Here is a 23,292-nt window from a genome sequence, read left to right as displayed (position 1 = left end):
ACACCGTATCTTTGCGCCCCAAAATAAAGAGCATTATGCGTACTAAAACCCTTAAGAAGAATAAAATAAACGTAGTGACTTTAGGTTGCTCAAAAAACGTTTATGATAGCGAAGTTTTAATGGGACAATTACGGGCAAATAACAAAGAAGTTGTTCATGAAGAAGAAGGCAATGTCGTGGTGATCAACACTTGTGGTTTTATTGCTAATGCTAAAGAAGAATCGGTTAATACGATTTTAGAGTACGTTCAAAAAAAGGAAAGCGGTATCGTAGATAAGGTTTTTGTAACCGGTTGTCTTTCTGAACGCTATAAGCCCGATTTGCAAAAGGAGATTCCAGATGTAGATCAATATTTTGGAACTACAGAATTACCCGGATTATTAAAGGCTTTAGGAGCTGATTATAAGCATGAATTGATAGGAGAACGTTTGACAACAACTCCAAAGAATTATGCCTATTTAAAGATTGCTGAAGGTTGTGATCGCCCGTGTTCGTTTTGTGCGATCCCGCTGATGCGCGGTGGTCATAAAAGTACACCGATAGAAAACTTGGTTATTGAAGCCGAAAAATTAGCTGCAAACGGAATCAAAGAACTGATTCTTATTGCTCAGGATTTGACCTATTACGGTCTTGATTTGTATAAAGAACGCGCGCTGGCAAAACTTCTACGCGAGTTAGTGCAAGTTGAAGGTATCGAGTGGATTCGCTTGCATTATGCATTTCCTACCGGTTTCCCTATGGATGTGCTTGATGTGATGAATGAAGAGCCTAAAGTATGTAATTATATCGACATTCCGTTACAGCATATCTCTACTAAGTTATTGAAGTCAATGCGTCGTGGGACGACTTATGAGAAGACGAATGCGTTACTGCATACCTTTAGAGAGAAAGTACCGCAAATGACCATTAGAACTACGTTGATCGTAGGATATCCCGGCGAAACTCAGGAGGATTTTGAGTTGTTGCGCGATTGGGTTAAAGAAATGCGTTTTGAACGTTTAGGTTGTTTCACCTATTCTCACGAAGAAAATACACACGCTTATAATCTGGAAGATGATGTTCCTGAAGGTGTAAAAATGGAACGTGCTAACGAGATTATGGCCTTGCAATCGCAAATCAGTTGGGAGTTGAATCAGCAGAAAATAGGCAAGGAGTTTCGTATTGTAATTGACCGTAAAGAAGGAAATTATTTTGTAGGTCGTACCGAATTTGATTCGCCGGATGTTGATAATGAGGTTCTTATTGATGCGACGCAACACTATTTAAAAACCGGTGAGTACACTTGGGTAAAAATCACCGAAGCTGAAGATTTTGATCTTTATGCAGAGCCTGTAACTAGATAATAGTTATCTTTAGGAAGATATATTCTAAAAGATGAAAGCAATAACTTCTAAATTACACAAAAAGCAACGCAATTCTATGCTGATTTCTGGTAGTGTATATTTGGTTTTTGGTTTAATTCAAAAATACTTCGAAACTGATAATACTGTCGGTTGGGGCTATGTAGTAATTGGTATTATAATGCTCACATTTGTAGGATATCAAATTTATACTAATAGTTTATTTTCAGTGATTAAGTGGGACAATCATAAACTGACATTAAAAGCCCCTGAGCAAAAACAAATCGTTTTTACACGCAATGCGATCAAATCAATCAAATTGACTGATAAAAGTTTAACGATAAATGCAGGTATGGGGAATGGCGAAATGCTAGATCTTAATTATTTTAAACCTGAAGATTTAGAGTTTTTTAAGAGTGATTTTGTTCAGCAAGAAACTACTCAGGCTGAAGTTTATAATCTAACGGAAGCATAAAGGCAAATCTTCTTGTAGACATTGCACCACCCATAATTACAGCACTGGGAGGTGTGTGATTTCCAAAAGCATCAATAATAAAAGGTTGATTGGTTTGAATAGCTGATTGTTCATTATTATTGTATAGTATACTCAATTTTTCAACAAGCAGTTTTACATAGGTTTTTTCTAAAACTTTTCTAAATTCAAAATGCAAATAGGGGGGCGCTTCAAATTTATCATAGAATATTCTGAAACCATTTTCGTGTAACTTCTTTTGAGCTAATGAACGCATAAAATGAAGTGTAGATCCCGAATAGGAATCTTCCCGGTTTTTAATGTATTTCCTGCGCTTTTTCTTTTTCAATTCCTGATAAAAACTAAAACCTTCGTAATAAACCATATTTACAAACTGCATTCCTGAACTCAGACTTTTTTCATAATTCACATAAAAGTCATTCAAGGTATAGTTTACCGTATATCCCAGATGCTTGTTTTCAATAATTAAGGGCTCGTTAGCCCAAGCGGTAAGTTTTAATTGAGACGGACTGTAATGTAGTTTGAGTGCTTCAGGATTGTGTATCTTACATTTTAAAGCTTCCTGTGAGCGACCTAGAAATTCACGCATAAAAACTTTTAATTTACGTTCTCGAGTCCAAGGATCGGTTTCTAGAAATACCTGGTCCAATTGCTCAGTCATTTCTTCTAAATAAACCGGAGGCATCTTTCCGTTAGTATTTAAATAGTTGTTGATGTAAACCGGTGAATAGCCCATCATCGTAATCACTAACGGACTCTTAATACCTTCTTGAGCAGAAATGGAGTAGTGGCCTTTTTGATTAGTAATCGAACCTATTGTTGTTCCGTCAAAATAAATACTAACAGCTTCAAGAGCTGTTGAGTCTTTAGCACTGTAGACATAACCGCTAAGTTTCTGTTGCCCAAAAACAGTTACAGAAAGAAACAAACAAATAAAACTAAAATAGATACGCATAAAAACAAAAAAAACTATTGTTATAGTTATAAAACTACAACAATAGTTTTCAATATAGATACGTATGCTATTTTTATTTTTTTAAAGGTTTTTGTGGCTCTAAATTTTGATTAACCAGTTGTACTTCAAGTCCTAATTGTTTAGTTTTTTTGAGCTGTGTTTTTGCATCTCCTACAATTACATATACGAGTCTATTAGGGTCAGTATATTTTTTAGCGAGGCTTTTAATTTGATCAAGCGAGATGGTTTTCATCGTTTCTTGCTGTTTTTTGATATAATCTGGTTCAAAATTCAGCGTAGCGATTTCACCTAAATAATTCAGCTTAGCGCCGGGAGTTTCAAAACCACGGGCTCCACTTTTTAGAAAATAACCCTTACTAAGTTCAAGATCATCTTCATTATATTCTGTTGCGTAACTGCTCATTATTTCGCGTATAAGTTCTGTACTTTCAGCAGTTACATTACTTCTTACTCCACTACTTATCATAAATGGACCGGGTAGCGCAGAACCTTCAAATCGAGAACGTACACCATAGGTATAGCCCTTAGTTTCTCGAAGTATTTGCGTAAGCTGACTAGCAAAACTACCGCCTCCCAGGCGATAATTCATGATTTGTGCCGGTAGATAATCTGGATCATTAGCCGCTAAAGCTATATAGCCAAAACGCAGTTGAGATTGTTTAGCGCCAGGTATGTCTAAAAAATAAACGATAGGTTCTTGAGGGGCTTGCGGTATTTCTGGAGTAGGTATTTTTAATTCTTTTGTCTTCCAGCTTTTTTCGATTTCATCAAAAGCTTTTACAACTTCAGTTTTAGAAATAGCTCCTACAATTTCAACACTGGTAAAATTGGGAGCATACGTTTCGTAATATTTTTTTAAATCTTCAAGTTCAATCGCTTCTACAGATTGAGTATTGCCTAATAAATTTTTAGCCAAAACGTGATCTTTACCATAAATAGCTTTTGCAAAAGTCAAATTAGCAATGCTGGCTGGATCTGCTTTTTGTTGTTCAAGCTAAGTAAGCACTTCTTTTTTCTGCAGTTCAAACTCTGTACTGTCCCATCGAGGCTGCAAAAGAATTTCAGTAAGAAGTGTCATTGTTTTGCTGAAATTCCGCGCAAGCGTATTTCCTCTTATCGTCGTGTTTTCCTGATCGGCAAATACATAAACCGAAGCTCCCAAAAGATCTAGAGCTTCTTCTAATTCAGCCGTAGTTTTAAGTTGAGTTCCTTTGGTTAATAAACTTGCAGTAAGATTAGCAACGCCACTTTGATTTTCAGGTTCGGTAAGTTGACCACCTTGCATAGTAAATGCAAAATTGACCAGTGGCACTTCTTCATTCTCAATACCAAGAATTTCCAGTTCGTTTTCTAATTCTTCTGTCCATACATCAGGGACTTTAAGTTCTGGTGTATTTCCGTAGGGAGGTTCAATAGTGCGGTCGAAAGATGAAGGCGTACGCTCATACGCTGCGGCTAAAGACGGATCAAAAGTTTCTTCAGCACCGTTTACGATTTGTTCTTCTACAACTTCTGCTGGTTTAGCATTAGCCAGAGCAAGGTTTGCTTCTCCTTTAGGAACAAAACTGGTAGCAATATAATTTTTGCTTTTTATATATTGATTATAAGCAGCTTTTACATCTTCTACAGTTACTGCCTGAATTTGCTTAATATCTTCATTGATGTAACCGGGGTCACCGGCAAAAATTTGATAGTGTGCTAGCTGAAATCCTTTTCCTAACACACTACTCATCCCGTTGTAAAAACGAGTTTCTTGTGTTGCTTTGATACGTTCTAAATCTTCTTCAGCGATACCATTTGCTTCAAAATCATCAAATGCTTTTTCGATACCTGCTTTAACAGAATCAAGTGATACACCTGCATTTGCTCGTACGCTCAAACTCACTTCTCCGGCAAGTTCTGAGCCGCTATAGCGCATTATGGGATTTGTAGCTAACTGCAAGTCGTCAATTAAAACTGAATTTAAGGGAGCTTTTTTACCTTCTGAAAGATAGGTGGCTAGAACATGAAGTGCATAGCTGTCTTTACTGTAATCTGCTGCAGCCGGCCAGGTAAGTGTTAGCTGTGGTAATCTTGCAAAATTATCTTCGTAGAATAGATTTTTAGTTTCGGTTAACGTAGGAATATTTTTTTCTAACGGAGCCACTTCTTCTCCCCGAGGAATTTCTCCAAAATACTTGTCAACCCACTTTTTAGTTTCGGCTGTATCAAAATCACCAGCGATGGTTAACGTCACATTATTTGGCACATACCAGCGGTTGTAAAAGTCTTTTACATCTTGTAAAGTAGCATTTTGTAAATCTTCTAATGAACCAATAACCTGCCAGTTGTACGGATGATTTTCCGGATATAAATTTTTATGAATAACAAAGCGTTCGTGGCCATAAGGACGGTTGTCATAGCTTTGTCTTTTTTCATTTTTTACAACCTGTTTTTCTTTTGCTAACACCGGTTCAGTAACGGTATTTATAAAATATCCTAGCTTATCAGCTTCGGCCCAAATCATTTTTTCAAGAGCATCATTTGGCACTGTCTGAAAATAGTTGGTGCGATCTCGATTAGTAGAACCATTTGCGCCGCTACCGCCCACACGAGCACTCATTTTATCGAGTCCACCTTTACCCAAATTTTCAGACTCTAGGAATAACAGGTGTTCAAAAAGGTGAGCAAAACCGGTGCGACCTTCAATTTCACGAGCAGAACCTACATGAGCAGTTAGTGCAACCGCGACCACGGGATCTGATTTATCTTGATGTAGAATAACACTCAAGCCATTATCTAGTTTGTATTCTTCAAATTCAACTTTGAAATCAGTTTCAGTAGCTGGTGTTGTTTCTTTGTCTTTTTCATTCTGGCAAGCGATAAAAGTTGCTGCCAAAAAATATAAACAGAGTAGTTTTTTCATAATTTAATCAAGGGCAGTTTCTGTACCTGGTGCGTTTTTATCTTCTTGTTCTTCTTCCATTTTTTTTACTTCTTCAAAAAATTCTTCAGGCTTCATAATCCGCATGGTTTTTTGAACAACTATCGTATTCGCTAAGGTATAGACGTGATTGTCTTTATTACGGAGGTGTAGAAAGAAAAGTGTTATATTTTCTACTTGTCCTGACATAGGGAAATCTTTATCTACGATTTCTACATAATCACCAATTTTCAATGGGTGATTGAAAAAGAGAATCAAGCCTGAAGTTATGTTGCATAGTAAAGACCATTGCGCAAAAAAAGCAACGCCCAAAATTGTAATTACTGAACCGATACCTGCAATTACATCAGAGCTTGAAAGTCCCCAAACAACTACCATAGAAAACCCCAATAACAGAAAAAAAAGCATATTGAGTATTTTGAAAGTAATTTGTTTTCGGGTAATGTCAAAATTTGCTTTTTTATAGCGCCGTATGACTAGTTTTGAAACCACATATCTTATAAGCAACAGAATAACTAGGAGAACAAAAGTCTCAATTAATTTAAATTGAATTTCAGGTAAAATCACGTTAATCTCTATAGTTGTTAGGGTTATTTAAAAATAGGGCATTTACAAAAAATAATTTTCCGTTTTGCCAGAAAGCTCTAAAAAGAGGATCGTCTACCATATAGGTTAAACTCCCTCGCCCCATAGGTTCTACGCCAAAAACAAGACTGTTCTCTAGAGCCTTTAAAGCATTTTCACCTGCGTAGCCAGAAACACTCTCCGGATTATCAGTTAAGTAGGCAACATTGTAACCCTTATCTAACAAAGCGTATGCATCACTACCTATTTTTAAAGTATAATAGGTAGTGTTGTATCCAAATGCCAGCGGATGTGTGTTATCTATTTGTGTTTTGAATATACTACCGCTAATGAGTTCTGTAGCCCGTGAACTTTCGCGCTCTGCGTAGGGAATCAATTTATTAACAATGGTATCTTCTTCTTTTACAGGTTCTGACTCTTTTAAAGCAAAACCATCTTTATCGCTAAAGGCTTTTAGCGCATTGTCTATCGCGATTAAATTTCCGCCGCCGCGAACCCAAGATTTTAATAGATCTAGGCTGCCCTCATCAAAACGATATCTACCACTAGGTAAAACCAAAACATCATAATCAGTAAGGTTTACACGACTTAAGTCTTCGGCTAAAATGGAAGTAACGGGATACTTTAATTGTTGCTCAAAAAAGTGCCAAGTTGCACCATAACTCAGGGAAGAAGTTTGCTCTCCACTTAAAACTGCAATTTTTGCTTTATTGATAAGTTTTACTGAAGACGAACCAAAATCTGGTCCTGCTGATGCAAAACTGGTTTGTACAGCGGTCAATTTGCGTTTAAATTGATTTGCTATAGTAATTAATTCAGAATCAAATTCAGTCGAATTATTGTCGCTTCTGGTTATGATTAAAGAACCGTTAGGATAATCTATTCCGCTATTTGTAAATGCTTTTTCAGAAAAACGAACCTTAATATTTGCTTGAAGCAGAGCACTTAAAAATTTAGCATCCTCCATACTATTCCACTTAGAAATATAGCCTGCTGCATTTTTTGACATTGTATTACGCTCAGAAGCTAAAGGAACTGTAGTGGTTTCAGAATTAGCTTTTGTACTTGCAACCGCTTCTAATCCGTATGCATACGGTAAACTCCAGGCCGTTATATCATAAGTAAGCGGAGTAGACAAAGCAGCTTCAGGCTCAAAAAGTACGTGAACCAGTTTGCCTTTGGGTTGATCTGTACTCACGACCAGAGCCTGATCATAACTCATTTTCCCTTGTTTTTTAGAAGTATACTTATAACCACTTGTCGTCCCAGATAAAGCAAAAGAATACTCAATACTGTGCGTATCTAATAATTCGGCTAAGGCAGCAAGATGATCGCTTTCACCGGTAAGAGTGAAGTTTTTATAAGAGACATCAGAATTGCTGTAATACTTTTTAAATTCAGAATTAAGTCTGTCTACATTATTAGCTGCCATTTCAACAGTAGAAATACCAGTTGTAAAATGGTGTGCTACACGATCTACTAATGTTAGAATGGTGCCGTCTGCTTTTTTTATACCTAATCCTGCACGGCCACCGCCTGCTTGTTCATAAGTCATACCTATAGAACCGGTGTAAGTAGGGTAGGTATCACCATAACTTGGGTAAAGTAAATCGAAAACTTCTCGGGTGAAAAACAACCAACCGTTTTGATCAAAATACTTTGCGTGGTTGGTTCCTATTTCTTTCTGAAATTGAAACTGAAAAGGTGTGATTATCTGGTGATAAGGCTCTGCTGCTGGAGCAAAATAATACGGATTATTAATGCCTTGTTCGTGAAAATCTACATGAATATGTGGCAACCAACTGTTGTAAACTTTTAAACGCTGGCGGGTTTCTTTTTGAGTTGCCCAAGCCCAATCGCGGTTTAGATCAAATAAGTAATGGTTTGCTCTACCACCCGGCCACGGTTCGTTATGCTCTGCAGCATCAGGATTGGTGTCGTATGGTGTCGCTTTTACCTTATTGTACCAATTTGTATAGCGGTCTCTACCGTCAGGATTGATACAAGGATCAATAATAACAACGGTATTCTGTAACCACTCTTTTCTAGTAGTGATCAATTCGTAGAGCGTAAGCATAGAAGCTTCTGTGCTACTCGCTTCATTACCATGTACATTATAACTCAACCAAACAATTGCTTTATCTGGATTTGCAGATCCATCCTCAATACCAGCATTTTTAAGTTGATTGGTTCTTATGGTTTCAATATTTGCTTGGTTTTCTGGATTGGTGACTATGGCATAGGTTAGGGATCTGCGTTCGTTAGTTTTACCATATTCTTGATAGGTAACCCAATCAGAGTTAGCAGCTACATACTCAAAATAGGATACAACATCTGCGTGTCTAGAAAACTCTGTTCCTATTTTGTATCCTAGAAATTCTTCAGGAGATTGCAGAGATTGAGAGAAACTTAACGTAGTAAAAAGTAGGGTAATTAACAGTGTAAATTTGTACATACAATAATTAGGTTAGTAACAGTCTTTTGGCCAAGTCCAAAAAACATTTATAAAAGCATATTTACTTAGATGAAAGCCTTTAAATAATTAAATTTCGATTATCGAGCGAATAGTAAAGCTACTAAAATTGTGAGTAAGTTGGTCTCTATGAATTAACGTAAATTTGGGCTGTAGAAGTGGGCTATTCTTTTATTTTTGCTCTCGTTGCGAAATCTAAAATTTGACTGCTAATAATTACCCTGAAAACTAGTTTTTGACGATTAAAGCGATAATTTTTGCGGAATCGTTGATATTGAAAAAAGAACTCCATGTCAATTCATAAAATAGCATATAAAGAAACCGGATACTTTTCTAAACTCATCTGTGATTATCTTGAAGAGCATGAGAGTCTGAATCAATTTTACGGCAATTTTCCGACTTTGGAGAATTTTAAAAAGCAGCTAGAAGCAAAATCTTTTTCTCAAGAAAAGCGTTCTGTTCTAGTTTCCGCTTTGCAAAATCAATATAAAAATCTGGAGCTAGGAGAAGCTGTAGAATCAGCTATTGAGCAATTAGAGCAAGAGAATACATTTACCGTAACTACTGGACATCAGCTTAATTTATTTACCGGACCGTTATACTTTTTATATAAGATAATTAGTACCATCACGCTTTCGCGAAAGTTAAAAGAGGCATACCCTGATCATAATTTTGTTCCGGTTTATTGGATGGCAACGGAAGATCATGATTTTGACGAAATCAATTATTTTAGACTTCACGGTAAGAAAATACAATGGAATCGCGAGGATATTCAGAACAATGATAAAGGAGCAGTAGGTGCCCTTAAAACCGAAGGTTTACAAGAGGTATTTAATCTTATTTGTGCAGAATTAGGAAATACACAGTTAGCAAAAGAGCTTTGTGATTTGTTTGAATCTGCATATCTTAAATACGATACGCTAACCGAAGCGACACGTTATTTAGCGCATCGTATTTTTAGTCAATACGGTCTTGTGATCGTAGATGGCGATGATCATCAGTTAAAGTTGGTTTTTGCTCCTTATATGAAGCAAGAAATATTGGAGAATAAAGCCCATAAAGCTGTGAGTACGCAAGCAGAAAAACTGGAAAAATCGGGTTATTCTGTACAAGTTAATGCAAGGGAAATCAATCTCTTTTATCTTTCAGATGGTATTAGAGAGCGTATTATAGAAAAAGAAGGGCGGTATTTTATAAACGACACTTCAATAGAATTTTCTAAGGAAGAATTACTGGCTAAGCTAGAGGAAACCCCTGAAGCATTTAGCCCTAACGTGATTATGCGTCCTTTATATCAAGAGGTTATTTTGCCCAACTTGGCATATATAGGTGGAGGCGGAGAGATCGCATATTGGTTAGAATTGAAAAGCTTTTTTGATGCGGTTGAAGTTCCGTTTCCGATGTTGATGGTGCGCAATTCTGCATTATTAATTACCGAAAAGCAACAGGAGAAATTAGAAAAACTCCATGTTTCTATCGAAGATCTTTTCTTAAATCAAAACGATCTTGTCAATCGAAAGATCAGAAAAATATCTAATATAGATGTTGATTTTAGTCCGCAAAAAAAACATCTTGTAAAGCAATTTGAGGATTTGTACACGTTAGCATCAGAGACGGATGCTTCCTTTTTAGGCGCTGTAAAAGCTCAGGAAGTAAAGCAGCTAAAGGGGCTGGACCATCTTGAGAAACGCTTGCTTAAAGCCCAAAAGAAAAAACTTGGCGATCACGTCAAGAGATTAACCGATATTCAGAACGAACTCTTTCCATTAGAAAACTTACAAGAACGCATAATGAACTTTTCTGAGTTTTATCTGGAGTACGGTTCAGATTTGATTCCGCAGTTGTTTGATTCCTTAGATCCTTTAGATTACAAATTTACGGTAATCACTAAATAGAGGTAGTTAAAAACCCAGGAGTCTTAAAGAAGTTTACGTTTTAATCAGCTTTTTACCTTCAATACTAATAGCAGAACCTTCCATACATTGAACAGAATCAGGATCACGTGAAGAAAGTCCGTCAAACAGAGATCCGTAAATTTTTCCGAAGTCAAAGACTATTTCATAATCCAGAACTTCATAGGCTTCCCAAATAGGGTGACGAACTTCGTATTCCCAAGTTTGAGTATCACTTTTTTTGCTATATCCCCAAAAATGTTCTGTAATAAATTCGGTTATACCACCGGGTTTATATTTGTGCGTTTTAGGAGCTGTAGCAACTTGAAACAATTGCCAGTTTTCTTCAAAGTCTAATCCATAACTGAAGAAATTTTCCTCATCAGTAAGATCATGTTTGTAATGCATCTTAAAAACACTATATTGCTCATTGTATAATGTATTTGCAACCCAAGCTATAGCCGGTTTTCTAACGATTTCAGATATGAAAACGGTACCGCGCTTCCAGACTTTACCATCAAAATACGTTACATAAAATCTAAGATTAATTTCTTCAAATCTTTTGTGAAAAGGGATTGTAATACCTTTAAGTTTAACATCATCAAATAAGAAACCCACAAGACTAACGTAACATTTACCTTCATAAAAATCAAGTTTTGTATGTGCAGGCACATAAGGCTTGAGAATTTCAGGGTCTATGGCATAATTGGCGAAACAAAGCTTTTTCCAGGAAGCGGTTAAAAAACTCATTTATTTTTTGAAATATTTTAAAGGAGGGGCAAGCATTCCAAAACATTCTCCTTCTTCTTTACCTAAATGTTTGTGGTGAATTTTATGAGCTCTTCTAATGCCTTTTGCGTACCAGTTATTGGCATTTCTAAAAAGTTTAAAGCGCTGGTGAATGAATATGTCGTGAACCATAAAATAAGCAACTCCATAAGCGAAAATTCCAAGTCCTATAGGTAAACCTACCCAGACGTTTTCATATTGCCACAGTAAAAAGCAACCTATACTTACTAATGCATAAAAGATGAAGAAAAAATCATTACGTTCCCACCAGGAGCCGTGATCTTTATGGTGATGATCTTTGTGTAAAGACCATAAAAAACCATGCATTACATATTTATGAGTAAACCAAGCCATAAATTCCATAATGCCAAATGTGAGCAAGAAAACTAAGATCCAGATTAATGTTTGCATTTTAAATAAGGTTTAATCTATATTTTACATAACTGCGTGCCAGTAGAGACGCTTTTACATAATTAGGGACACGTATGCGTGCGTTTTTTATCTCCAGAGACGGAGTGTTTTTTAATTTGAGCAATAATTTTCTGTAATAACGGTATGCGGTATAAACACCAAATTTTGCTTCTACAGGCAATTTACAAATACCAGCAAGACCTTTTGCAAAATCAGCTTCGATTTCTGCAATGATTTTTTGTTTTGAAGCTTCGTCTAAAGCATTTAGATTGGTATTAGGAAAATACGTTCTGCTCAACTCCTCGTGATCTGCCTTAAGATCTCTTAAGAAATTTACTTTTTGAAACGCAGAACCCAAGCTTTGCGCACTTTCTTTTAGTTCATCATATTTGGCTCTGTCTCCTTTTACAAAAACAGTAAGGCACATAAGCCCCACAACATCAGCAGAACCATGAATATAATTTTTATACTCCTCTTGTGTTAGATAGTTACTTTTTGAGAGATCTAGGCGCATACTGTTCATAAAAGCCTCTACAAGATGTTTTTCAATCTTATAACTGTGAAAAGTGTGCTGAAACGAGTTCAGAATTGGGTTTAAACTAATTTTGTGTTCAAGCGCGTGTTCCAGATCATTTTCAAAGCGCTCAAAGAGTTCTTTTTTATTATAATCATGAAAGGTGTCTACGATCTCGTCTGCAAACCTTACAAAACCATAAATGTTGTGAATGTCCTTCCTGATACTCGGCGCAAGCATACGGGTAGCTGTAGAAAAGGAAGTGCTGTAGGAGCGCGTCACCGTTTCTGAACAAGCTAAGGATACGTTGTCAAAAATTTCTTTCATTTCTTTTTCTTAGTCTTTTTTGGTTATCAAACCGGCCACTAGTTTACCGGAAATCAGAGCAGGAGGCACTCCCGGTCCCGGGACAGTGAGTTGGCCTGTAAAGAAGAGGTTATCAACTTTTTTACTCTTGAGTTTAGGTCTTAAAAATGCGGTTTGTAACAAGGTGTTTGCTAATCCGTACGCATTTCCTTTATAGGAATTATATTCTTCAACAAAGTCATTTACACAAAAGGACTCCTTAAATATAATATTTTTTTTAACAGATTGACCTGTAAGTTCTTCAAGTCGATTTATAATTATTTCAAAATACTGCTCCCGTTGCTCTGGTGAATCATAAACTCCGGGAGCTAATGGTATTAGGAAAAATCCTGCCTCTTTACCTTCTGGAGCCATACTGTCGTCTGAAATAGAAGGAAAGTTTGCGTAAAACAAAGGTTCGTCTGGCCATTCAGGCTCATCATAAATTTCACGGGCATGTTTTTCAAAATCTACATCAAAAAATAAGGTATGATGATTTACACGCTCTATCTTTTTATCAAAACCTACGTAAAAGAGTAGGGAAGAAGGTGCAAACACCTTTTTATCCCAATATTCTTCAGAATATTGTCTCAAGTTTTTAGGAAGTAAAGTTTCGGTGTGATGATAATCAGCCCCACTGAGAACAATATCAGCTTCAATAGTTTTACCATTGACTTCAATACCCGTAGCTTTTGAACCCGATGTGCGAATGCGACCAATGGTGCTATTTACATGTGTTGTCACGCCTAGACTTTCCGCTAAATTAACCATTGCGGAAACAACAGCATGCATTCCATTTTTAGGGTGGAATGTGCCAATACCAAAATCAGCATAATTCATAAAACTGTAAAAAGAAGGTGTTTTATCTGGCTTTGCACCTAAAAATAAAACCGGAAATTCTAAAATGGAAACCAGTTTTGGATTCTTAAAAGATTTACGAACATCCTTACTTATCGTACTAAAAAAGCTTCCTATTTTTTTAATCGTAGTTGGAGTTACTAGTTCAAGAGGAGAAACCCCGGGACGATACACTAAGTCTTTAATAGCGACATTATAATTAGAACCGGCCTCATCTATAAACTCTTGTAATTTTAAAGCGCTACCCGGCTCTATACGCTCAAATGTGGCTTTTATTTTTTCTAAAGTATCCTCAATAGTGATGTATTCATTTTTATCAAAATATACACTATAAGCTGGACTCAATTTTTCTAGCGAGTAGTACTCTGAAGTTTTCTTACCAAAATCTTCAAAAAACCGATCAAAAACATCAGGCATCCAGTACCACGATGGTCCCATATCAAAGGTAAAACCCTCACGTTTAAATTGTCTTGCACGACCACCCAGGCTGCTGTTTTTTTCGTAAATACTTACCTGATGTCCTTCTTTAGCTAAATAACAAGAAGCTGCAAGAGCAGAAAAACCAGAACCTATAATTGCAATTTTCTTAGCCATAAATATTTTAGTTCAGTAGCGTCATAAACGCATCTATAGATTTTATAAGTTTTACATTATCAGGCATTTTAGCCTGATCAACAGGTTGTATGATTCTTCCTAAAAGATATAGCGGAATATCTTTTTGACCAATATCTTTATTAAAACGTTTAGCGAAATTAGCTACCGTTGTATCACAAGGATTAACCGTGAGGTATGACACAAAATAACACTCTTTCTGAGTTGTAGCTAAATATTCTAAATCTTCTATTTGAATATTTTGTCCTAAATAAACAGACTTATACCCGTGGGATATAACCTCAAAATTAAGATACATTAAAGCTAAATCGTGAATCTCATTCTCAGGAAGGAAGAGAACAAATAGTTTATCACTCGTATCCTGCACTGAATTTTCTAAGCGTTCCGTATGGATTAATATTTTTTGTTTAATCAAATTAGAAATGAAATGTTCATGAGCAGGATTGATTACTCCAGATTGCCAGAGTAAACCTATATTTTCTAATAAAGGAATGAATATCGTAAAAAATATTTCTCTAAAGGTTAAAGACTTTTGTAGGCTAGTATAAGTCTTACTAAACAGGTGTAAGTCAAAATTCATCATCGCAATTTTAAGCGAATTGATTGCGTGATGATTAATACCCAGATCGTCTTCTTCTAAAATATTTGAAACAAGTGTTGCAATCTCCTTATTAGAATACTTTGCAATTTTTGAGATTTTATAATTATGGTCTAATAAAAAAGTGACATTTAATAATTTCTGAAGATCACCCAAAGAATAGGTGCGAATATTGGTTTCTGTTCTATTAGGCTCGAGTAGATTGTATCGGCGTTCCCACATACGTATCGTATGCGCTTTTATGCCACCAAAGCTTTCAAGATCTTTGATGCTAAAAGAAGTTTTTACTGTATTCATAAATTGATTGTAGTCGTTCTCAAGTACTCAAATTTAATATTTTGTTTAAAAGAATTGTCTAGATCTTCAACAAAATAGAAACTTTAGCATTGTGTTAAGAAATACGGCAATGGCAATCTTTTTTTTAAAGCAGGTTATATTTTTTGTATGTCCGTTTAATGTCCATTTTCTGTAATGCTTACTATCACTAACCTGTCAAATATTTTGTCTTCAAAATACCTGGATTGTCTATCTATTTTACCGTTATCGATGTCTTCCAATACGGTGCTTTCAGCCATTACCATAACATTGGACTTTGTCTTGCTGCCACGACCGGCTTTCTGAGTTTGTAAGCCATCGCCCCCACCAGTTCATAGCATTTAAAACCAAGTTGTCGTTGGATCTCCTTACGGGATAATCCTTTCTTAGTAATGCTTAAAAGGAAAATGGTTTTGTAATTAAGGATTTTGTTACTTATGAAGCAAAGTCAAAAGAGGTATTACAGCGGACTTTTATTGATGCGGTGGAGGATTATATGGGCAATAGTTGAAAATGTTACTAGGAATAATTCAGATATATTTATAACTTGTATCAAATCAAAAAGTTATAATTATGGCTAAGAAGGAATTTGATGCTTCCTGCTTTATGAATTTAGAAAATATTGAAGAGCTGGATGAATTTGACGACAATTCAGATATCGAAGATTTAACGAATGCAGTTATGGACGTTTTTAAAACGCCTATTCTATTAAGAACTATGGCAGCTTTAATTGAAAAAGATGCAGATAATTCATTGAAGATGATGATGGCCAAAGAAATTAATTATCGAATGATGCAAATTTTAAATGAGGGAGATTCATCCCGTCATACGTTAATAAACTAATGGCACCTATTAACAGTTCGGATGGATAAATCGCATTATCCGTTTTTATATTCTAACATTTTTTAGGGTACAAATTTTTAAGCTAAACACTCTGTAATTGTATAAAGTCAGGCTATTACCTGACTTTATATAGTGATTAGTAAGGTTATTACCTGACTTTAATTTTATTTTGTCAGGTAATAACCTTACTTTTGGTTTTGTAAATATCATGTGATACTCTTACGTTATGGATAAAAAGAAGCTACAATTAGAACAATTAGACCGTAAACTGAAGGCATTCCATAAGGCTAGTAATATGCCTGTTCCACCAACGGGTTGGATTAAAGCTATACGGCTTTCATTAGGGATATCTCTACAGCAATTAGCAGATAAATTGACCATTACAAAACAAAGTGTAAGGGAGATAGAAATTAGGGAAAAAGAAGGGAGCATTACTTTAAAAAGTTTAAAAGAGACTGCAAATGCCCTCGATATGCAATTGGTATACGCTTTAGTACCTAAAGACGGTACATTAGATGATTTAATAGAACGTAAGGCCAAAGAACTCGCTTTAAAGATAGTTTCTAGAACATCTAATACAATGAGGTTAGAAGATCAAGAAAATTCAAAAGAACGTCTTAAAAAGGCCTTAGCAGAGCGTGAAGCCATTATTAAAAAAGAAATGCCTAAAACCTTATGGGATTAAATTTAGAATACATTGATGGTCAGACTCCTATTGATGAAGAAGAAAAAGAAGGTTTGCGTATTGAAACCATTTCAACAAAAGAAGAACTGGACGAATTTGAACAATTGAATATTGAAGAGGCGTTGCAATGGGTTTTTGGTAAAAAGTTTAAAGCTAATCAAGTCTTTACAGAGAAGTTTATCTGCGATTTACATAAACGAATGTATGGCAATGTTTGGGACTGGACTGGCCAGTTTCGAAAAACCGAAAAAAACATAGGAATAGATAAACATCAAATCCCTATGCATCTCAAGATGCTTTGCGATGATGCTCTGTTTTGGGTGGAAAATGAAACCTTTGCACCGGAGGAATTAGCTATTCGCTTTAAACACCGTTTGGTAAGCATACATTGTTTTTCTAACGGTAATGGACGTCATAGCCGTCTAATGGGAGACATTATAATTGAAAAACTTTTTGGTGAAGAGCCTTTTTCCTGGGGAGCCGGTAATCTTTCTAAAGCTAATGATACCCGTGCTTCTTATTTAAAAGCGGTGAAGCAAGCTGACCTTAATAAGTATAAAGCTTTATTGGAGTTTTGTCGATCTTAAGTTATTATAGTATTTCTACATTTTTTATTCGCTCAATTTTAAAGTGTCTTTCAGCACCTCTTAAACTACAATCTGCCTTTAATATTTCAATATATCCTGAATGACTTTTTTTGATTATCATTTCTAGATTACTTAAAATTCGCTCACTTTCTTGTCCTTCTTTATTTTTGTATAAAACTTTTATATTCTTTTTCTCCGCTATGGCTTTCTGTATTAATGATTCAATTTGCCGAGTGTCAAAAGGTATTTCTAAATTTTTTTTGGGGTTTATTGTTTTCCATTCTTTTTCATAATTCGAATTATCTAGGGCTTTACCTGTTGCTGAAAAGCTTTGATAAACAAGTCTTTTTATGTTGTTCAATTGTTCAATTTGAAAAATTTCATATTTCAAATTTTTATAATCTTTATAAATTACTTTATTTCCTTTGGCAAACAAATATTTATGGGATGTAACGTTTTCAATTAAATGTGCTTTGAATTTTTTAATACCCTTTTCTTCAAAATATAGCCCAAGTATATCATCTTTTTTGGCAATTTTAAGAAAAGCTAAAGATGCTTGAATATTAAAGCCATTTTGATATATCTTGTTGATTTTTTTTGTAAGTAAATTTGATATTGAAACCTTATTTAAATGTCCATTTGTGTAACCTAGAAGTAAATAACCATTTTTGTCCTTTTCATATAATGGTAAAGAGTATATTGAAGTATCACTTTTATTTTTTTCTAAAGTATATGTGCCCACAGCTTTTAAATTAAAAAACCGCAATATTTTATCTTCTTGGGATTTTTCTATTTTATTTATAGACTTCTTGATCTTTTCATTTTGATGATTTAAATCATCTTCCAATTTGTCAATGAAAGACTTATGTGTATATGAAGTTGTTTTTTGTTGAATTTCCTCTCTAGGAGTTTCATTAAAAACTTTGGCAATTGGTATTACTTTATCTTTTTTGGTATATCTTTCAATGAAATTGACCATTTTTTCAATTTCTGTACTTGGGCTTCTTTTATAAGCAGAATATAAAACTCTATATACTTTCCAACCAACACGCTCTAAAAACTCTTGTCGTTCAACATCATATGCAACATCCTCTGGAAGCGAATGAAATGGATCTCCATCACATTCAATAGCAATCATCTTTCCATTGTTTGACACCACAAGGTCAAGTTTGAAATTTACATATGTTTCTCTTTGAATGCGATGATTATAAAAGGTTTCATCCTCTTTCACTTTATATTGTGGTTGAATAAATTGATAGCCTTGATTTATCAAGTCACTTGTTATATCATATTCAAACCAACTGTCAAAGGGTTTTGGAATATTATATAAATTTCTTTCATTTTCATTATCGGGTAGTTCAAATGGTTTGAGTTCTTTAGTTTCATTGTAGAAAAAGCTTAGAATTTTTAGTCTAAAATCATTATTTCTTAGGTTTTCAGATTTCACCGAGTGAAACAAAATCATTTGTTCTTTTGCTCGGCTTAGGGCAACGTTTATTTTCTTAAAATCATCCTTTAGATTTCCATCATCAACAATAGACCTAGGTCGAGCTTTTTCAATTCCCTCATTTTTAAGTTTTTCATAATCTAATGCTACTCCTAATGAAACGAGCATAACATCTCTTTCATCCCCTTGAAATTTTGGAGAATCTTCTATGATTAACTTAATTTCATCAAGCTTATCTCTTCCAAATAATTCTGATAAATCTTCTTTAATGTCTTTAAGTTTTTCAGTGTGTTTTACTAAACCTAAACTAACAACACCAATAGTCTTATTTTGATAGATTGGATTATTAATGATTTCAATTAAATGCTTTTTAATTGACTCAATTTCGGTATAAACAATTTTATCCTCTAAAAAACTATTTTGAACAAAAACAGCTTTTACAGGTACAAGCCTATTCACTGTATTTATCTGTTTTAAAGGCTTCAAAGAGTTTTCATAAAAATTATATTTTGAAAACTCAATAATTTCTGAAACGCATCTAAAATGTTCTTTTAAAGCTAAACTAGAAGAGCCGGCTGCCTTTTTAGATAATGAAAATAAACTTTCATCACTTCTTATTTGTATTCTGTTATCTCCTAGAAACTCTAAATACTTATTTTTGATTGACTGAAAATCATTGTCGTTTGCACCTGTTAAAGCACTAGGAGAAGTTTGTTTATCGTCTCCTACAATTATCATGTTTTTAGCATAATAACCTAAGATTAGACTATTAAAATCAAGCTGACTTGCTTCATCTACAATAACGCAATCAAAGACTTCTGGTTTTGTACTTACCGAATTTAAAACATCATTAAATTTCATTACCCAACAAGAAAGTTTGTTACTTATTTCGGCACTATTTTTTCTTGCTAAAACTTGGAACTTAACTTTATCTTTTATTCCTCTGCTTCCTTGATATAAATTTGTTTTATAATCTTCAAGTAAGTTAATAAACTCATTAATTTGATTTGAATCGAATTTACTTTTAAAGTTGTTTTTTGCTAAATCAAATAATATTTCAGATTTCTGTTCATAAATTCTATCATTTATTTGACTTAACTTTTCTTTAGTTTTTTGCAAATCAATGATTTCATTCTGTTTAAAATATTGATTTGCATGTGCAAATTCAAAATTTTCCTTTGTGATTTTTTCAATTGGTATTTCGAGCAGAAACGGAAGCGTTTTGGGTAAAATCTTTTCAATAAACGATTTTGAATTGTTAAACTGATTTTCTTTATCTGCTTGTTGTAAAGTGTCTTCTAATTTTGTTTGAAATTCTTTAAATTTTACTGTTTCCGAAATGTTTTCTAAAGGAATAAATTCACTAAAATCATTTAAAAGATTTGAGTTTAAAAACGTATTACTGACAGCTTTCAAAGTGCTTATGTCTTTTTTTGCACTCAGTTCTAAATCTTTTAATTTTTCTAAATCCTCCTTATATGAAACTGAAGTAGTATAAATTTCTTCAACATTTGAAATTTCAATATTAAATATCTTAGAAAAATTGATGATGTCTTTATCCTTTTGTAGAAGGTCGACAAGCGAAAAATTTCTTTCAACTTGCTCAATAGCAGTATTTAATAACTGGCATTTTGAAGATAAATCTGAATCTTCATTGATTACAATATCAAATCCTGCTTTTGTAATGTTGTTTATGTTTGAGCTTATTTCTTGGATTTCCTTTAGATAAACTTTTAGTAAGTTTAAAGATGTTTTGTTGTCACAATTTTTAGAATTAAGAACAATATTTTCTAGGTAACTTACTTGTTTGTATTTTGCTTTGAATTTTGCTAGAAAACCTATTTTTTCCTTCCCACTTTCAATTTGTGCCAAAAATGATTCAATATCACGAAGATATTTAGAGGAATTTTCTACTATTTCAGAATATTTTAAGTTTGAATTAATATCGGCTACATTTTTATTCTTCTTTATTAATTTGTTTTTAAGTTGGCTTATTTGCTGATAACTATTAATTATTATATCTGCATTACTATATTTTTCAGTAGTTTCGGTAACTGAATTTAAGTCGATTTTTAGAAGTTTAGATTTTGAAATTTCATCTATATCCAAATGACTTTTTAGTTTTTCAATTTCACTTGTTCGGTTTAAATATTCAGTAAAATTAAAGTCATTTATTTTTTCTAAAATGGATTTGAGGTCAAAATCTATTGATTTTAAGATTAAATTATCAAATGAATATAACTGCTTATAAGTGTTTATTTCCTTCTTTATTTTAACAAAGGCATTAATTATTTCTAACGTAATTTCATCCTTTATCCAATTCCAATTTTCATCATTTTTAGATTGAAATTTATCCCATAATCCATAGCTTCTTAAATCTTTAAAACTATCGTTTAAGGAAACTTCATTGTATTCTTTCTCTAAAACTTTATGTATTTCCGATTTATATTGTAAATACTCTCCTTTTAATATGTTAATATTTGAAATTTTCTTTTCAATATTTAAGTTAAAATCATCTATAAGAATTGATCGGATATTATTTATGCTTTTTTCAAGGGAGAACCTAGTTTTATCAACTTCTAGTTGGATTTTTGTGAAAACTAAGTCATCAAAATTCTGAGGAATTTTATCTAATAAGGATTCTAAAGCTTTATCCGTTTGTGCAGTTACTAATACTCTTTTGCCTTGTGCCAATAAAGAACATAATATGTTCACGATAGTATGTGATTTTCCTGTGCCTGGAGGACCTGTAACAACAGTAATTCTGTTTTTTAGGTAGTTGTCGTAAATTTGTTTTTGCTCTTTGTTATAGGGTAGTGGGAAGAAAACAGAAAAATCTTGTTCTGCATTTAAGTTGGTATTGTTTTCTTTATGTTCTTCATACAATTCGTCAATAAAATAATTTGGCTTTACGTGTGAATTTGTATGTGCATTTTCGGGGTTTCTTATTAATAAATTAAATAGTTCAGCACTATTTTCATCATTTTCATTTTCTTCAATTATTCCTTTTGTAAGCTTGTCGAAAAATCGAGGTTTTTGTTTCTTAATATTTATTGAAGGTGAGAAAGTAAATTTGAAGGAATCAGTATTGACTGTATCAGACAATGGTTTTGTAATTATACTTTCAAAAGTAGAGTTTTCAGATATTTGCTGTAAGTTTTTTGCAATTAAATCCTTAAACTTTTTGTCGTAAATATATTGAAAACCATTTGTTTCAATTTCTTCCTCAAATCTGTCAACAATGTTGCTTAATGCGGTTTTCTCAATTGGTAAATTGTTTAAAAAAAAGAAATCGACATAAGGTTTTTCAATTTCAGAAAATGATAGATTTATTTTATTTGTTATTGTTAACTCAATTTTTAATGGGAAATGGAAAAGGTGTTGATTTGTTTTTGAAATACTGCTTGTTTTTCCATTACCTTGTTTAGAATGTTGAATTAAGCCAACACTTAAAACGATTTCAATATTAGAATCATTTTTAATGTCATTATAGGCTCTATATAGTTTAGAATATAACGCCTTGTTTCCCTTATATCTCTGGATTTTACTAGTTTCTTTTGTTCCAAATTCTGAATTTTTAAAGGAAATCAGTTCATTTTCGTCTTCGCTTTCAAATTTATTTTTTGCGTCATTAAATTCGATTATTCCAATATATTCGTTTGGGATATTTACTTCAGGCTTTAAGGGTTTATCAAGCGATAATATATTTGACTTGATATTTTCATAATCTCCAATGAAAAAATCGGTTAATGTAGTTTCGCAAAGATTGTCATCAATTAACATTTCAATTTCATCAAGCCAAATGAAACTGGGTGCAACTGTTTTCGCAAAAATGTCCTTAACTCCACGCTCCAAAAGTTTTTTATACTCTTGCAGAAAAGTTACGTAGCTATTTAATATGTTCATTTGTTTTACTTATACAACTGTTTCAGGTTCATTTTAATCAGTAATTTAATAATTAATCATTTTTAATAATTACAGATTTCCTCATTAATAACTTGTTGATTACTTGTAGTTTTAATGACACTTTAAATCTAAGGATTATTTACTTTTAAAGACTCAGTAACACTTTATAAGATTTAATGGCATTATTTCAAACTGTTCAGCTTTATTTTAATCGCTATTAATTTAAAAGTTGATAAAAGGCTTCGCCACGTGATATGTAGTCAATTAATATGGAAAAAGAAACAAATGATGATTACGTCAACGATTGGGCCTTTAACGATGGTTTCACCAAGCACGTGCATATTAGTCAAGCAAAAAGTGGGCTAAACGGATATTTCTGTTTAGGCTGCAAAAATCGGGCATAGTATACCACCTTCGCCGGGCTAAAGTGAACCACCTAAATCGGGTCAATGTGAGCCGTCTTCGCCGGGCCAAAGTGAACCACTAGAAAGTCGATTCTATTTGTAAAAAGTCAAATGTCTTTTTTTGCTAAAAAGACGATGGCCAATAAACAAATAGATATGCGAAAAGTAAAACAGATATTCAAGCTCTACAGCGAGGGCGTAAGCAAGCGGCAGATAAGTTCAAGGTTAGGCCTATCACGCAACACCATTAGCAAATACATTGCTTTTTTCAAGCGCTACCAGCTTACAGATTATGA

At 33.8% G+C, this 23,292-nt stretch carries 18 protein-coding genes and 1 pseudogene; 7 read left to right on the top strand and 12 right to left on the bottom strand.

The features are described 5' to 3' along the window. Positions 1-35: 35 nt before the first annotated feature. Together rimO and BUB91_RS12640 are read left to right on the top strand one after the other, a co-directional pair. Positions 36-1,343, top strand: a complete 1,308-nt coding sequence (rimO, locus tag BUB91_RS12645) for a 30S ribosomal protein S12 methylthiotransferase RimO (protein ID WP_073099660.1) — start codon at positions 36-38, stop codon at positions 1,341-1,343. Positions 1,344-1,374: 31 nt separating this feature from the next. Beyond that, complete coding sequence (locus BUB91_RS12640) at positions 1,375-1,815, top strand: hypothetical protein (protein WP_073099659.1); 441 nt, start codon at positions 1,375-1,377, stop codon at positions 1,813-1,815. Here the strand turns inward: BUB91_RS12640 and BUB91_RS12635 are convergent. The 5 genes from BUB91_RS12635 to BUB91_RS12620 all read right to left on the bottom strand — a co-directional run bounded on the left by BUB91_RS12635 (position 1,778) and on the right by BUB91_RS12620 (position 8,772). Beyond that, complete coding sequence (locus BUB91_RS12635; protein ID WP_073099658.1) at positions 1,778-2,788, bottom strand: carboxypeptidase-like regulatory domain-containing protein; 1,011 nt, start codon at positions 2,786-2,788, stop codon at positions 1,778-1,780. The two genes, BUB91_RS12640 and BUB91_RS12635, sit on opposite strands and share 38 nt — an antisense overlap. A gap of 73 nt (positions 2,789-2,861) precedes the next feature. Then, entirely contained in the window at positions 2,862-3,725 is an 864-nt protein-coding gene (locus BUB91_RS21565) for a M16 family metallopeptidase (protein WP_317041347.1), read from the bottom strand. 78 nt (positions 3,726-3,803) lie between these two features. Continuing rightward, positions 3,804-5,714, bottom strand: a complete 1,911-nt coding sequence (locus BUB91_RS12630; protein WP_317041346.1) for a M16 family metallopeptidase — start codon at positions 5,712-5,714, stop codon at positions 3,804-3,806. Positions 5,715-5,717: 3 nt separating this feature from the next. Beyond that, positions 5,718-6,140, bottom strand: coding sequence for a mechanosensitive ion channel domain-containing protein (locus BUB91_RS12625; protein WP_128759355.1), 423 nt, complete (start codon positions 6,138-6,140; stop codon positions 5,718-5,720). Positions 6,141-6,300: 160 nt separating this feature from the next. Next, positions 6,301-8,772 carry a M14 family metallopeptidase gene (locus BUB91_RS12620; protein ID WP_073099656.1) on the bottom strand — a complete coding sequence of 824 codons (2,472 nt, stop codon included), beginning with the start codon at positions 8,770-8,772 and terminating at the stop codon, positions 6,301-6,303. Between the two features lie 308 nt (positions 8,773-9,080). Here BUB91_RS12620 and bshC point away from each other — a divergent pair, with 308 nt between their 5' ends. Beyond that, positions 9,081-10,685: a bacillithiol biosynthesis cysteine-adding enzyme BshC gene (gene bshC / locus BUB91_RS12615; RefSeq protein WP_073099655.1), complete on the top strand. Its 1,605-nt coding sequence runs from the start codon at positions 9,081-9,083 to the stop codon at positions 10,683-10,685. A 33-nt stretch (positions 10,686-10,718) separates the two neighbouring features. Here bshC and BUB91_RS12610 read toward each other — a convergent pair whose 3' ends face one another. The 6 genes and pseudogenes from BUB91_RS12610 to BUB91_RS20795 form a co-directional block, all read right to left on the bottom strand. Then, a complete protein-coding gene (locus tag BUB91_RS12610; RefSeq protein ID WP_073099654.1) occupies positions 10,719-11,432 on the bottom strand; it encodes a YqjF family protein in 714 nt (237 codons plus the stop codon). Continuing rightward, positions 11,433-11,882 (bottom strand): sterol desaturase family protein, encoded by a 450-nt coding sequence (locus BUB91_RS12605; protein ID WP_073099653.1) that lies wholly within the window; start codon positions 11,880-11,882, stop codon positions 11,433-11,435. A 1-nt stretch (position 11,883) separates the two neighbouring features. Further along, a complete protein-coding gene (locus BUB91_RS12600; RefSeq protein ID WP_073099652.1) occupies positions 11,884-12,723 on the bottom strand; it encodes a phytoene/squalene synthase family protein in 840 nt (279 codons plus the stop codon). A gap of 9 nt (positions 12,724-12,732) precedes the next feature. Then, positions 12,733-14,193 (bottom strand): phytoene desaturase family protein, encoded by a 1,461-nt coding sequence (locus BUB91_RS12595; protein ID WP_073099651.1) that lies wholly within the window; start codon positions 14,191-14,193, stop codon positions 12,733-12,735. Positions 14,194-14,200: 7 nt separating this feature from the next. Beyond that, a complete protein-coding gene (locus BUB91_RS12590; RefSeq protein ID WP_073099650.1) occupies positions 14,201-15,106 on the bottom strand; it encodes a MerR family transcriptional regulator in 906 nt (301 codons plus the stop codon). Positions 15,107-15,306: 200 nt separating this feature from the next. After that, positions 15,307-15,542: pseudogene (locus BUB91_RS20795) on the bottom strand (IS1595 family transposase); the annotation flags it as partial. A 155-nt stretch (positions 15,543-15,697) separates the two neighbouring features. On the opposite strand from BUB91_RS20795, the gene BUB91_RS12585 reads away from it, so the two are divergent. The 3 genes from BUB91_RS12585 (at position 15,698) to BUB91_RS12575 (ending at position 17,239) form a co-directional block, all read left to right on the top strand. Then, a complete protein-coding gene (locus BUB91_RS12585) occupies positions 15,698-15,967 on the top strand; it encodes a hypothetical protein (protein WP_073099649.1) in 270 nt (89 codons plus the stop codon). A 226-nt stretch (positions 15,968-16,193) separates the two neighbouring features. Then, a complete protein-coding gene (locus tag BUB91_RS12580) occupies positions 16,194-16,652 on the top strand; it encodes a mobile mystery protein A (protein WP_073099648.1) in 459 nt (152 codons plus the stop codon). Then, a complete protein-coding gene (locus tag BUB91_RS12575) occupies positions 16,643-17,239 on the top strand; it encodes a mobile mystery protein B (RefSeq protein WP_073099647.1) in 597 nt (198 codons plus the stop codon). Before BUB91_RS12580 ends, BUB91_RS12575 begins: the two co-directional genes overlap by 10 nt. A 4-nt stretch (positions 17,240-17,243) precedes the next feature. On the opposite strand, the gene BUB91_RS12570 is transcribed toward BUB91_RS12575, so the two are convergent. Then, on the bottom strand, positions 17,244-22,592 hold the full coding sequence (locus BUB91_RS12570; protein WP_073099646.1) for an AAA family ATPase: 5,349 nt from the start codon (positions 22,590-22,592) through the stop codon (positions 17,244-17,246). 515 nt (positions 22,593-23,107) lie between these two features. Between BUB91_RS12570 and BUB91_RS12565 the strand changes: the two genes are divergently transcribed. Further along, on the top strand, positions 23,108-23,292 hold a 185-nt coding region (locus tag BUB91_RS12565), incomplete at its 3' end, for a helix-turn-helix domain-containing protein (protein WP_317041345.1).

Source organism: Leeuwenhoekiella marinoflava DSM 3653 (genome assembly GCF_900129005.1).
GTDB classification, from domain to species: Bacteria; Bacteroidota; Bacteroidia; order Flavobacteriales; family Flavobacteriaceae; genus Leeuwenhoekiella; species Leeuwenhoekiella marinoflava.
Note: the sequence above shows the minus strand (reverse complement) of the source record. Positions and strands in the feature narration are given on the sequence as shown.

What these genes read in the sequence shown, in the direction of transcription:
- BUB91_RS12590 (WP_073099650.1), bottom strand. Translation starts at nt 15,106, where the DNA reads ATGAATACAGTAAAAACTTCTTTTAGCATCAAAGATCTTGAAAGCTTT.
- BUB91_RS12600 (WP_073099652.1), bottom strand. Translation starts at nt 12,723, where the DNA reads ATGAAAGAAATTTTTGACAACGTATCCTTAGCTTGTTCAGAAACGGTG.
- BUB91_RS12580 (WP_073099648.1), top strand. Translation starts at nt 16,194, where the DNA reads ATGGATAAAAAGAAGCTACAATTAGAACAATTAGACCGTAAACTGAAG.
- BUB91_RS12605 (WP_073099653.1), bottom strand. Translation starts at nt 11,882, where the DNA reads ATGCAAACATTAATCTGGATCTTAGTTTTCTTGCTCACATTTGGCATT.
- BUB91_RS12640 (WP_073099659.1), top strand. Translation starts at nt 1,375, where the DNA reads ATGAAAGCAATAACTTCTAAATTACACAAAAAGCAACGCAATTCTATG.
- BUB91_RS12610 (WP_073099654.1), bottom strand. Translation starts at nt 11,432, where the DNA reads ATGAGTTTTTTAACCGCTTCCTGGAAAAAGCTTTGTTTCGCCAATTAT.
- BUB91_RS12585 (WP_073099649.1), top strand. Translation starts at nt 15,698, where the DNA reads ATGGCTAAGAAGGAATTTGATGCTTCCTGCTTTATGAATTTAGAAAAT.
- BUB91_RS12620 (WP_073099656.1), bottom strand. Translation starts at nt 8,772, where the DNA reads ATGTACAAATTTACACTGTTAATTACCCTACTTTTTACTACGTTAAGT.
- BUB91_RS12575 (WP_073099647.1), top strand. Translation starts at nt 16,643, where the DNA reads ATGGGATTAAATTTAGAATACATTGATGGTCAGACTCCTATTGATGAA.
- BUB91_RS12630 (WP_317041346.1), bottom strand. Translation starts at nt 5,714, where the DNA reads ATGAAAAAACTACTCTGTTTATATTTTTTGGCAGCAACTTTTATCGCT.
- BUB91_RS12570 (WP_073099646.1), bottom strand. Translation starts at nt 22,592, where the DNA reads ATGAACATATTAAATAGCTACGTAACTTTTCTGCAAGAGTATAAAAAA.
- bshC (WP_073099655.1), top strand. Translation starts at nt 9,081, where the DNA reads ATGTCAATTCATAAAATAGCATATAAAGAAACCGGATACTTTTCTAAA.
- BUB91_RS12625 (WP_128759355.1), bottom strand. Translation starts at nt 6,140, where the DNA reads ATGCTTTTTTTTCTGTTATTGGGGTTTTCTATGGTAGTTGTTTGGGGA.
- BUB91_RS12595 (WP_073099651.1), bottom strand. Translation starts at nt 14,193, where the DNA reads ATGGCTAAGAAAATTGCAATTATAGGTTCTGGTTTTTCTGCTCTTGCA.
- BUB91_RS12635 (WP_073099658.1), bottom strand. Translation starts at nt 2,788, where the DNA reads ATGCGTATCTATTTTAGTTTTATTTGTTTGTTTCTTTCTGTAACTGTT.
- rimO (WP_073099660.1), top strand. Translation starts at nt 36, where the DNA reads ATGCGTACTAAAACCCTTAAGAAGAATAAAATAAACGTAGTGACTTTA.